Here is a 12,215-nt window from a genome sequence, read left to right on the forward strand (position 1 = left end):
GTGCTTTTATAAGTACTTGAGGGTTTTTTTGAATTTTAAAGAGACCATATTATATATTAATGAAAATCATTCTCAATTAATAATATTTACTTATAGTGGTAAGTGCATATGATAAGAATAACTTATATATACTGATTATAAATGCGAAAGCTAAATCACGTGAAATGTAGGTATATACAGTTGTTTTGAAAAACATATAATTATACAATTTATTTAAAGGCATATAAATATGAATTTTAATATTCAAGGGGGATATATAAATGACTTCTAACATTAAGCAACAAGCTAAAAAGACATTTGAAGCAAATGGCCAGTCATATACGTACTATGATTTAAAAAGTTTAGAAGAACAAGGTTTAACAAAAATAAGTAAATTACCTTACTCAATTCGTGTTTTATTAGAATCAGTATTAAGACAAGAAGATGAATTTGTCATTACTGATGAACATATTAAAGCGTTGGGTAACTTTGGCAATGAAGGAAATGAAGGTGAAGTACCTTTCAAACCATCTCGTGTTATTCTGCAAGACTTCACAGGTGTTCCTGCAGTTGTTGATTTAGCATCATTACGTAAAGCAATGAACGATGTTGGTGGGGATATTAATAAAATCAACCCAGAAGTGCCAGTTGACTTAGTCATTGACCACTCTGTTCAAGTTGATAGCTATGCTAATCCAGATGCATTAGAAAGAAATATGAAATTAGAATTCGAACGTAATTATGAGCGTTATCAATTTTTAAATTGGGCGACTAAAGCATTTGATAACTATAATGCTGTTCCCCCTGCAACTGGTATTGTTCACCAAGTAAACTTAGAATATCTTGCAAATGTTGTACACGTTCGTGATGTTGATGGAGAACAGACGGCATTTCCTGACACACTTGTAGGAACTGATTCTCATACTACAATGATCAATGGTATTGGTGTACTAGGTTGGGGTGTTGGTGGTATTGAAGCTGAAGCGGGTATGCTAGGACAACCTTCTTACTTCCCAATCCCTGAAGTAATTGGTGTTCGATTAACTAATTCATTACCACAAGGTTCAACAGCTACTGATTTAGCATTACGTGTAACTCAAGAACTACGTAAAAAAGGTGTAGTTGGCAAATTTGTTGAATTCTTCGGTCCTGGTGTAACTGACTTACCACTAGCGGATCGTGCAACAATCGCTAACATGGCGCCTGAATATGGTGCAACTTGTGGTTTCTTCCCAGTTGATGAAGAATCTCTTAAATATATGAGATTAACTGGACGTAAAGAAGAGCATGTTGAATTAGTTAAAGCTTATTTAGAACAAAATAATATGTTCTTCACTGTAGATAAAGAAGACCCTGAATATACGGATGTCATCGACTTAGATTTATCTACTGTTGAAGCTTCATTATCAGGTCCAAAACGTCCACAAGATTTAATTTTCTTAAGTGATATGAAGAAAGAATTTGAAAAATCTGTTACAGCACCTGCTGGTAACCAAGGACATGGACTAGATAAAAGTGAATTTGATAAAAAAGCAAATATCAATTTTGCTGATGGTTCAACTGCAACAATGAAAACAGGTGATATTGCTATCGCAGCAATCACATCATGTACAAATACATCTAACCCATATGTTATGTTAGGTGCAGGATTAGTTGCTAAAAAAGCCGTTGAAAAAGGTCTTAAAGTTCCTGAATTTGTTAAAACTTCATTAGCACCAGGCTCAAAAGTTGTAACTGGATACTTAAGAGATTCAGGTCTTCAAGAATATTTAGATGATTTAGGATTTAACTTAGTTGGTTACGGCTGTACAACATGTATTGGTAACTCTGGTCCATTATTACCTGAAATCGAAAAAGCAGTGGCTGAAGAAGATTTACTAGTTACATCAGTATTATCTGGTAACCGTAACTTTGAAGGTCGTATCCATCCATTAGTTAAAGCAAACTATTTAGCTTCTCCTCAATTAGTAGTAGCTTATGCATTAGCTGGTACAGTTGATATTGATTTACAAAATGAGCCAATTGGAAAAGGTAAAGACGGTCAAGATGTTTACTTAAACGATATCTGGCCAACAATTCAAGAGGTTGCAGATACTGTAGATAGTGTTGTAACACCTGAACTATTCTTAGAAGAGTATAAAAACGTGTATAATAACAATGAAATGTGGAATAAAATTGATGTAACAGATGCACCATTATATGACTTTGATCCTAATTCAACATATATCCAAAATCCATCATTCTTCCAAGGTTTATCAAAAGAGCCTGGTACAATTGAACCACTTAAAGATTTAAGAGTTATGGGTAAATTTGGCGATTCTGTTACGACTGACCATATTTCTCCAGCCGGTGCAATCGGTAAAGACACACCAGCTGGTAAATATTTATTAGATCATGATGTACCTATTAGAAACTTTAACTCTTATGGTTCTCGACGTGGTAACCATGAAGTAATGGTAAGAGGTACATTTGCTAATATTCGTATTAAAAACCAATTAGCGCCAGGTACTGAAGGTGGATTCACTACTTACTGGCCTACAGATGAAGTAATGCCTATATATGATGCAGCGATGAAATATAAAGAAGACGGTACTGGTTTAGCTGTTTTAGCAGGAAACGACTACGGTATGGGTTCTTCTCGTGACTGGGCTGCAAAAGGTACAAACTTATTAGGTGTGAAAACTGTTATCGCTCAAAGCTATGAACGTATTCACCGTTCTAACTTAGTTATGATGGGTGTTTTACCATTACAATTTAAAGATGGTGAATCAGCAGAATCATTAGGATTAGATGGAAAAGAATCTATCTCTGTTGATATTGACGAAACAGTAAGTCCACGTGATACTGTGAAAGTACATGCTAAAAAAGAAAATGGTGAAGTCGTTGATTTTGAAGCAATTGTACGATTTGATTCACTAGTTGAATTAGATTACTATCGTCATGGTGGTATTTTACAAATGGTTCTAAGAAATAAATTAGCGCAATAATATATGAACTTTAAAGCCATGCTGACTTTATGTTGGCATGGCTTTTTTATGTTAATATGAAATATGAATGATTTTGGAAAAGAGGTACTTAAGAATGATATACAGTATGACTGAAATTGAAGCTAGATATCAAGAAACAGATAAAATGGGTGTGATTTATCATGGTAATTATGCAACATGGTTTGAGGTTGCACGAACAGATTATATCCGAAAGTTGGGTTTTAGTTATGCAGATATGGAAAAAGAGGGCATCATTTCTCCAGTTGTAGACCTTCAAATAAAATATAGAAAATCAATTTTTTATCCTGAAAAAGTGACAATCAAAACATGGGTTGAGCAATATTCAAGACTTAAATCAGTTTATTGTTATGAAGTATATAATGAGAATGGAGAACTTGCCACAACTGGTTCAACTCAATTAATTTGTATGAAATCAAGTAATTTTCGACCAATTAGATTAGACCGTTACTTCCCAGAATGGCATAAGGTTTATAGTCATGTAGATAAATTAAATCAAGATGGAAAAGATTTTGAAGTGACACAATCAAGCGACCTTGAAATATAGATGATATACAAGACTTAGGGAGAGGAATGTATTAACTTAACCCCAGCTTGCTTTGCTTGAAGAATTTCAGAACGAAATTCTCTATGCGGGGGCCGACTATCATTTACCTTACCTTTAAAATTTTTATTGTAATTTCATGCGTTTAGATTTATCACTAATATGTATTAAAAAAACTGAGAAATGCTACATGGGAGCGTCTTCTCAGTTCTTTTATCTTAATATATTTATGTTTAGTTAAATTCAACGGTTTTTATGACTTACTTCAATTTAGAATAGGCAATTTCATCATCATGATCTACTTTTTCAACGAGGACTTCATTGTCCTCGAAATACCATAGATCTTCTTCTGAAACGACTAATATCAAATCATTATAATTTTCTTCGTAACCAATTTCTACATCTTCTCTTGGTTCAACGCGAAAGGCAGGACTGAAACCTTGTTTAAGTTGAAATTCACCACCATAGCGAACGTAAAACTGTAAAACTTTGTTATTTTCAGGTAAGTCTAGTTCATCTTTAAACCATTCTACAGCTTGATCTGTTAGTTTAATTTTCATTACATTATCCTCCTACCTTATTTATCTATTACTTGGATTTTATTTTTTAAATGGAACTCTTAGAATTATAACATATTCATATTTTGAGATAATCCATAAGGTTTCAATGAAGATATAAAAAAGCATTAAGCGAATTGATACGCTTAACGCATTATTATCGGTATTAGATTTACATCCATTTTATTTTTGGCTCTTCGCCTTTAAAAATTCTTACAATATTGGTGCGATGTCTTACTATTAAAATTATGGAAACGAGTAAGCTCATACCAAATAATATGTAATCTTGTATGATGAGAGAGCCAATAACGCAACAAATTGCTGCAATAATACTTGAGAGTGAAACATATTTAAATATATATAATACTCCAAAGAATATAATTGCCAATATAAGTAGCAAGATAGGATTTACGCCTAAGACAACACCAGCACTTGTAGCTACAGCTTTTCCACCCTTAAATCTAAGATATATTGGATATACATGGCCAAGTATTGCGAATAAACCTACAATTAACCCATGTGTGAAGAATGTGCTAAGCGGTCCATCTGCATGCACTGGAAACCAAATAGGAAAGAACACAGTAATAAATCCTTTAAATATATCTAAAAAGGTTACAATAAATCCTGCTGGTTTACCTAGAACTCGGAAACTATTAGTTGCGCCAGTATTACCACTGCCATATTGTCTAATATCTTTTTTGAAAAACAGCTTTCCTATAACATATCCATTAGGAATAGCACCGATGAGATAGCTTAATATGAGCATGACTACTATCATCATATAACTTTACACATCCTTTAATAACGTAGCTATATTTTACCATAATCTAATAGATAACAACGACCAATTTTAAAAATTTGTTCTTAATAGGAACTTTAAATAGATTAGTTTTAACTCACGCTTGCAATTTAGACCGATTTATATAAGAATAACTATTGTATAGTTTTTAAAACGAACGTACGTTTGTAGGAGGCGAACGCATTGGCAACAAAAAATTCAAATCATTACTCAGATGATTCTATTCAAGTATTAGAGGGATTGGAAGCTGTAAGAAAGCGTCCAGGTATGTATATAGGATCTACTGATAAACGAGGACTACATCATTTAGTGTATGAAGTAGTAGATAACTCCGTAGATGAAGTTTTAAACGGATATGGTAACGAAATAAATGTAACAATAAATCAAGATAATAGTATTTCTATTGAAGATAATGGTCGTGGTATGCCTTCAGGAATGCATGCATCAGGTAAACCTACTGTTGAAGTTATTTTCACTGTATTGCACGCCGGCGGTAAATTCGGCCAAGGCGGATATAAAACATCAGGTGGATTGCATGGGGTTGGTGCATCTGTAGTTAACGCATTAAGCGAATGGTTAGAAGTAGAAATACATAGAGACGGGAATATTTACAAGCAAAGCTTTAAAAATGGTGGAGTGCCAGCATCTGGATTAGTTAAATCAGGTAAAATAAAAAAAACGGGAACTAAAGTTACATTTAAACCAGATCCCGAAATATTTAAAGCTACAACTACATTTAATTTTGAAACCTTAAGTGAGAGGTTACAAGAATCTGCCTTCCTATTAAAGAACCTTAAAATAACATTGAAAGATTTACGTAATGGCAAAGAACGTGAAGATGTTTATCATTATGAAGAGGGGATTAAAGAGTTTGTCAGTTATGTAAATGAAGGCAAAGAGGTTCTTCACGACGTAACTATGTTTACAGGTGCTTCAAATGGTATAGAAGTAGATGTCGCTTTTCAATATAATGATCAATATTCAGAGAGTATATTAAGCTTCGTAAATAACGTGCGTACCAAAGATGGCGGAACACATGAAGTAGGATTTAAAACTGCAATGACACGTGTGTTCAACGATTACGCAAGAAGAATCAATGAATTAAAAGAAAAAGACAAGAATTTAGACGGTAATGATATTCGTGAAGGTTTAACTGCAGTTATATCAGTTCGCATACCTGAAGAATTGTTACAATTTGAAGGGCAAACTAAATCTAAATTGGGTACTTCAGAAGCTCGTAGTGCTGTTGATTCAGTAGTTTCTGATAAATTGCCATATTATTTAGAAGAAAAAGGTCAACTTTCTAAATCTCTAGTGAAGAAAGCAATTAAAGCACAACAAGCTAGGGAAGCTGCGCGTAAAGCACGTGAAGATGCACGTTCAGGTAAGAAGAATAAACGTAAAGACACTTTATTATCAGGAAAGTTAACACCTGCTCAAAGTAAAAATACTGAGAAAAATGAATTATATTTAGTCGAAGGTGACTCAGCAGGTGGTTCAGCTAAACTTGGAAGAGATAGAAAATTCCAAGCGATTTTACCTTTAAGAGGTAAAGTTATTAATACTGAAAAAGCAAGACTTGAAGATATTTTTAAAAATGAAGAAATTAATACTATCATTCATACAATTGGTGCTGGTGTTGGAAACGACTTTAAAATAGAAGACAGTAATTATAATAGAATTATTATCATGACTGATGCCGACACAGATGGTGCACATATTCAAGTATTATTATTAACCTTCTTCTTTAAGTACATGAAACCGCTTGTACAAGCTGGAAGAGTATTTATCGCATTGCCGCCACTATATAAACTGGAAAAAGGAAAAGGTAAATCTAAGCAAGTTGAATACGCATGGACTGATGATGAACTTGAAAAACTTCAGAAGAAATTAGGAAAAGGATTTATGTTGCAACGTTATAAAGGTCTAGGTGAAATGAACCCTGAACAGTTATGGGAAACAACTATGAATCCTGAAACTAGAACATTAATTCGTGTTCAAATTGAAGATGAAATGCGTTCGTCTAAACGAGTTACAACTTTAATGGGTGATAAAGTTGCGCCACGTCGTGAATGGATTGAAAGTCACGTTGAATTTGGCATGCAAGAAGATCAAAGTATATTAGATAATACTGAAGTACAAGTACTAGAAACTGAAGAATATACTGAGGAGGAAACAAATTGAGTGAGATAATTCAAGATTTATCACTTGAAGATGTGATAGGTGATCGTTTTGGAAGATATAGTAAATATATTATTCAAGAACGTGCATTACCGGATGTTCGTGATGGCTTGAAGCCAGTACAACGAAGAATTCTTTTCGCAATGCATAGTAGTGGGAATACGTATGATAAGAATTTCCGTAAGAGTGCGAAGACAGTCGGAGACGTTATTGGTCAGTATCATCCTCATGGCGACTCATCAGTATATGATGCAATGGTGCGCTTAAGTCAAGATTGGAAATTACGTCATGTTTTAATTGAAATGCATGGTAATAACGGTAGTATCGATAATGATCCTCCTGCAGCAATGCGTTATACTGAAGCGAAATTAAGCCAATTATCGGAAGAACTTGTCAGAGATATTAATAAGGAAACTGTTGCATTTGTTCCAAACTATGATGATACAACTTTAGAACCAATGGTTTTACCAGCAAGGTTTCCTAATTTATTAGTTAATGGTTCAACAGGGATTTCTTCAGGTTATGCGACTGACATCCCACCTCATAATTTAGCAGAGGTAATTCAAGCAACATTGAAATACATCGATAATCCTGATATTACTGTTACTCAACTAATGAAATATATAAAAGGTCCAGATTTCCCTACTGGCGGTATTATTCAAGGTGTGGATGGCATTAAGAAAGCTTATGAGACTGGTAAAGGTAAAATTGTTGTACGTTCTAAAGTGGATGAAGAAACCCTTCGTAATGGTCGTCAACAACTTATCGTTACTGAGATTCCTTACGAAGTGAATAAAAGTTCACTAGTCAAAAGAATCGATGAGTTAAGAGCAGATAAAAAAGTAGATGGTATTATCGAAGTCCGTGATGAAACTGATCGCACTGGATTACGAATAGCAATCGAACTGAAAAAGGATGTAAATGCAGAAGCTATAAAAAACTATTTATTCAAAAACTCTGATTTACAAATTACTTATAACTTTAATATGGTTGCAATTAGTGACGGTCGTCCAAAACTAATGGGTATTCGCCAAATTATTGATAGTTACTTAAATCATCAAATTGAAGTTGTGGCAAATCGTACGAAATATGATTTAGATCACGCCGAAAAACGCATGCATATTGTGGAAGGTTTAATGAAAGCACTATCAATATTGGATGAGGTTATCACGTTAATTCGTAACTCTAAAAATAAAAAAGATGCTAAAGACAATTTAGTTGCTGAATTTGAATTTACGGAAGCTCAAGCAGAGGCTATTGTCATGCTTCAACTTTATCGTTTAACTAATACAGATATCGTTGCATTGGAAAATGAACATAATGAGTTAGCTAAATTGATTAAAGAATATCGTCATATACTTGATAATCATGATGCATTGTTACAAGTAATTAAAAGTGAATTGACTGATATTAGAAAACGATTTAAATCTGAGCGTTTATCATCAATTGAAGCGGAAATCGCAGAAATTAAAATTGATAAAGAAGTTATGGTTCCAAGTGAAGATGTTGTTTTAAGTATTACACGTCAAGGATATATTAAACGGACATCTACACGTAGTTTCAATGCCAGTGGTGTCACTGAAATAGGGCTTAAAGATGGAGACAGTTTACTCAAATATCAAACAGTTAACACGCAAGATACGGTACTTGTTTTTACAAACAAAGGAAGGTATATATTCATTCCGGTTCATAAATTAGCAGATATCAGATGGAAAGAACTTGGACAGCATGTATCTCAAATTGTTCCCTTAGATGATTATGAAACTGTAGTTGATGTTTACAATGAACAAAGTTTTAAAGATGACGCATTTTATGTACTAGCGACTCGAAATGGAATGATTAAAAAAAGTAACGTTAGCTTATTTAAAACGACTCGTTACAATAAACCATTAGTTGCTATGAAAGTTAAAGATAATGATGAATTAATAAACGTCATTCGATTAAATGAAGATCAACTCATCAATGTATTAACACATAAAGGTATGTCATTAACGTATTCAAGTGAAGAACTATCTGATACGGGATTACGAGCAGCTGGGGTGAAATCTATCAACTTAAAAGATGAAGATTTTGTCGTTATGACGGATGTTGTAGATAATGACAGCTCAATTATAATGGCTACTCAAAGAGGTGCTGTAAAACGAATTAGCTATAAGATTTTACAACAAGCTAAAAGAGCACAAAGAGGTATTACATTACTTAAAGAGTTGAAGAAAAATCCACATCGTGTTGTTGCAGGTTATGTTGTTAAAGATGAAAGTATGTATACTTTATATTCTGAAAGTCACTCTGAAGAAGGACAAATCACTGATATTCATTTATCTGAACAATACACAAATGGGTCATTTGTTGTTGATGTTAAAGAGTTTGGAGACGTCTTAAATATGACAATCGACTAATGGATTATAAAAATTATATTTTCAATTTTAAAAGAAAATGATAAAATTGAACTTGTTATTTTAACCAATTTTAATCTCTCAAGAGATTTATATTGATGTTGTATAACACTCAAACGTAATATGTACTAGTATTATTTTATTGGGTTTATTCAATACAGTATAAATCTCTTGTAGTATATCTTTGGATATTAATTTATTGTAGATGAGAGGGATTTAATGAATGATTTTGATAATTTAATACCTGGATGGTTTAAAACAATTGTTCAGGTAGGTAATGATTTAATTTGGTCGCAATATTTAATTGGATTGCTATTAACTGTAGGGTTCTTCTTTACTATTAGTTCTAAATTCGTGCAATTACGTATGTTGCCCGAAATGTTTAGAGCTTTAACTGAAAAACCTGAAACATTAAATAGTGGTGAAAAAGGTATATCGCCATTCCAAGCATTTGCAATTAGTGCTGGTTCACGTGTAGGTACTGGTAATATTGCAGGTGTAGCTACGGCAATTGTACTAGGTGGTCCTGGTGCAGTATTTTGGATGTGGGTAATTGCTTTTATCGGTGCTGCAAGTGCATTTATGGAGGCAACTTTAGCTCAAATTTATAAAGTTCATGACAAAGAAGGTGGATTCCGAGGGGGTCCCGCATATTACATAACTAAAGGTTTGAACCAAAAATGGTTAGGTATCTTATTCTCAATATTAATTACAATAACATTTGCGTTTGTATTTAATACTGTTCAATCTAATACGATTGCAGAATCATTAAATACTCAGTACAACATAAGTCCAGTTGTAACAGGAATTATTTTAGCTGTTATTACTGCAGCAATTATCTTTGGTGGTGTCCGCAGTATCGCGACATTATCTTCATTGATTGTTCCAATCATGGCTATTATTTATATCGGTATGGTTTTAGTTATCTTATTATTAAATATCGATCAAATTGTTCCGATGATTGGCACAATCATTAAGAGTGCATTTGGTTTCGAGCAAGTTACAGGAGGCGCAGTAGGTGCAGCGATACTTCAAGGTATTAAACGTGGTCTATTCTCTAACGAGGCTGGTATGGGTTCTGCGCCAAACGCAGCAGCAACAGCGGCAGTACCACACCCAGTTAAACAAGGTTTAATTCAATCACTTGGTGTATTTTTCGATACAATGTTAGTTTGTACAGCCACAGCGATTATGATTCTTTTATATTCAGGATTAAAATTTGGAGAAAATGCACCTCAAGGTGTTCAAGTTACACAATCAGCATTAAATGAACATTTAGGTTCAGCTGGAGGTATCTTCTTAACAATCGCAATTACGCTATTTGCATTTTCTTCTGTTGTTGGTAACTATTATTATGGTCAATCAAACATAGAGTTCTTATCTAAAAACAAAGTAGTTATGTTTATTTTTAGATGCTTAGTTGTCTTATTAGTATTTGTTGGATCAGTAGTAAAAACTGAAACTGTATGGAGTACTGCCGATTTATTCATGGGATTAATGGCAATTGTTAACTTGATTTCTATAATTGGTCTTTCAAATATAGCGATAGCTGTAATGAAAGATTACCAAAAACAACGTAAAGCTGGTATGAAACCTGTGTTTAAACCAGAGAATCTTGAAATTAACTTATTTGGTATTGAAACTTGGGGTAGAGAAAATCAACTACCTAAAAAATAATCACTTAAGTGATTGATTAAAATAGAATTTATTCATACTCCTTTCAATGTGTTGAAACTTTCATTCAAAACGTTGAAAGGAGTTTTTACATTAAGTTAGAAATCTTTTCATTTTTAATAAATAGATTTATAATTCATATATTACAGAGAAAGGTGATTATGATGAGTGAGTATACCATTTCTAAAGCTTTAAATAATAACGTCATCATATGCACTTATAATAATCAAGAGGTCATTCTCGTTGGAAAAGGTATTGGCTTTAATAAAAAGGCTGGAATGACCTTAGATGAAAGTGCTTCAATAGAAAAGGTTTATAAATTAGAGCAAAAACAACAGCAAGAATATTACAAATCTTTAGTTGAAATTGCCGATGAAGATGTTCTACAAGCGATTATTGAAGCAGTCAATTTTATTACAAGTACAACTCATACTACAGATGATAAAAACCTTGTTGTTGCATTGACTGATCATATTATATTTGCATATAAAAGATTAAAACAAAATCAAATTATTAGTAATCCATTTGCTATCGAAACCAAACATTTATATAGTGGTGCGTATGCTATTGCAAGTCAAGTTATTGATAAATTGAATCAACGACTAGATGTTAAGTTCCCAGCTGATGAAATTGGATTTATTGCATTACACATTGCTTCAAACACAGAGGATTTAACGATACATGAGATGTCTTTGATTAATAAATTGATTAGTAAAAGTATACTTATTATTGAAAATGATTTAAATCATGAAATCGATAATCATACGGTTCAATATCAACGTTTTATAAGACATATTCAATTTTTAATTCGACGACTTAATAAAAAAGAATACATATATGCTCAAGATTTTTTTATAGATATGGTTAAAAGTCATTACCCAAATGCATATAATACTGCTTTTAAAATCTCAAAAATGATTCAAAAGCACTTGAATATTCCTATCGATGATTCCGAAATTGTGTATCTTGCATTACATATTTATCATTTTGAAACTCAAATAAGTTCATCGCATAACTAAGGAACACTTAGTTATTTTTTGTGTTATGATGTAAAATAGCTTTAGTTTTAATAGTTAGTTA

8 protein-coding genes are annotated in these 12,215 nt (G+C 32.8%); 6 read left to right on the forward strand and 2 right to left on the reverse strand.

The features are described from left to right. The first annotated feature begins 260 nt into the window (after window positions 1-260). Entirely contained in the window at window positions 261-2,966 is a 2,706-nt protein-coding gene (gene acnA, locus HMPREF2737_RS02040; protein ID WP_037551347.1) for an aconitate hydratase AcnA, read from the forward strand. 94 nt (window positions 2,967-3,060) lie between these two features. After that, window positions 3,061-3,531 (forward strand): 1,4-dihydroxy-2-naphthoyl-CoA hydrolase MenI, encoded by a 471-nt coding sequence (gene menI, locus HMPREF2737_RS02045; RefSeq protein WP_011275848.1) that lies wholly within the window; start codon window positions 3,061-3,063, stop codon window positions 3,529-3,531. A 257-nt stretch (window positions 3,532-3,788) separates the two neighbouring features. On the opposite strand, the gene HMPREF2737_RS02050 is transcribed toward menI, so the two are convergent. Together HMPREF2737_RS02050 and plsY are read right to left on the reverse strand one after the other, a co-directional pair. Then, the gene (locus HMPREF2737_RS02050) at window positions 3,789-4,088 is read right to left on the reverse strand and encodes a HesB/YadR/YfhF family protein (RefSeq protein ID WP_011275847.1); all 300 of its coding nucleotides are present in this window, start codon (window positions 4,086-4,088) and stop codon (window positions 3,789-3,791) included. A gap of 169 nt (window positions 4,089-4,257) precedes the next feature. Continuing rightward, window positions 4,258-4,866, reverse strand: coding sequence for a glycerol-3-phosphate 1-O-acyltransferase PlsY (gene plsY, locus HMPREF2737_RS02055; RefSeq protein ID WP_011275846.1), 609 nt, complete (start codon window positions 4,864-4,866; stop codon window positions 4,258-4,260). Between the two features lie 201 nt (window positions 4,867-5,067). On the opposite strand from plsY, the gene parE reads away from it, so the two are divergent. The 4 genes from parE to glcT all read left to right on the forward strand — a co-directional run bounded on the left by parE (window position 5,068) and on the right by glcT (window position 12,154). Then, window positions 5,068-7,068 carry a DNA topoisomerase IV subunit B gene (gene parE / locus HMPREF2737_RS02060; RefSeq protein ID WP_037551348.1) on the forward strand — a complete coding sequence of 667 codons (2,001 nt, stop codon included), beginning with the start codon at window positions 5,068-5,070 and terminating at the stop codon, window positions 7,066-7,068. Then, window positions 7,065-9,464 carry a DNA topoisomerase IV subunit A gene (gene parC / locus HMPREF2737_RS02065; protein WP_037551350.1) on the forward strand — a complete coding sequence of 800 codons (2,400 nt, stop codon included), beginning with the start codon at window positions 7,065-7,067 and terminating at the stop codon, window positions 9,462-9,464. The genes parE and parC overlap by 4 nt, the downstream gene beginning before the upstream one ends. Window positions 9,465-9,680: 216 nt before the next feature. Continuing rightward, window positions 9,681-11,138, forward strand: coding sequence for a glutamine transporter AlsT (locus HMPREF2737_RS02070; RefSeq protein WP_037551352.1), 1,458 nt, complete (start codon window positions 9,681-9,683; stop codon window positions 11,136-11,138). A 161-nt stretch (window positions 11,139-11,299) separates the two neighbouring features. Then, complete coding sequence (gene glcT, locus HMPREF2737_RS02075; RefSeq protein ID WP_037551354.1) at window positions 11,300-12,154, forward strand: glucose PTS transporter transcription antiterminator GlcT; 855 nt, start codon at window positions 11,300-11,302, stop codon at window positions 12,152-12,154. The last annotated feature ends 61 nt before the right edge of the window (window positions 12,155-12,215 follow it).

Origin of the sequence: Staphylococcus sp. HMSC069D12 (assembly GCF_001810405.1) — a bacterium.
Classification (GTDB): domain Bacteria; phylum Bacillota; class Bacilli; order Staphylococcales; family Staphylococcaceae; genus Staphylococcus; species Staphylococcus haemolyticus.

What these genes read in the sequence shown, in the direction of transcription:
- acnA (WP_037551347.1), top strand. Translation starts at nt 261, where the DNA reads ATGACTTCTAACATTAAGCAACAAGCTAAAAAGACATTTGAAGCAAAT.
- menI (WP_011275848.1), top strand. Translation starts at nt 3,061, where the DNA reads ATGATATACAGTATGACTGAAATTGAAGCTAGATATCAAGAAACAGAT.
- HMPREF2737_RS02050 (WP_011275847.1), bottom strand. Translation starts at nt 4,088, where the DNA reads ATGAAAATTAAACTAACAGATCAAGCTGTAGAATGGTTTAAAGATGAA.
- plsY (WP_011275846.1), bottom strand. Translation starts at nt 4,866, where the DNA reads ATGATGATAGTAGTCATGCTCATATTAAGCTATCTCATCGGTGCTATT.
- HMPREF2737_RS02070 (WP_037551352.1), top strand. Translation starts at nt 9,681, where the DNA reads ATGAATGATTTTGATAATTTAATACCTGGATGGTTTAAAACAATTGTT.
- glcT (WP_037551354.1), top strand. Translation starts at nt 11,300, where the DNA reads ATGAGTGAGTATACCATTTCTAAAGCTTTAAATAATAACGTCATCATA.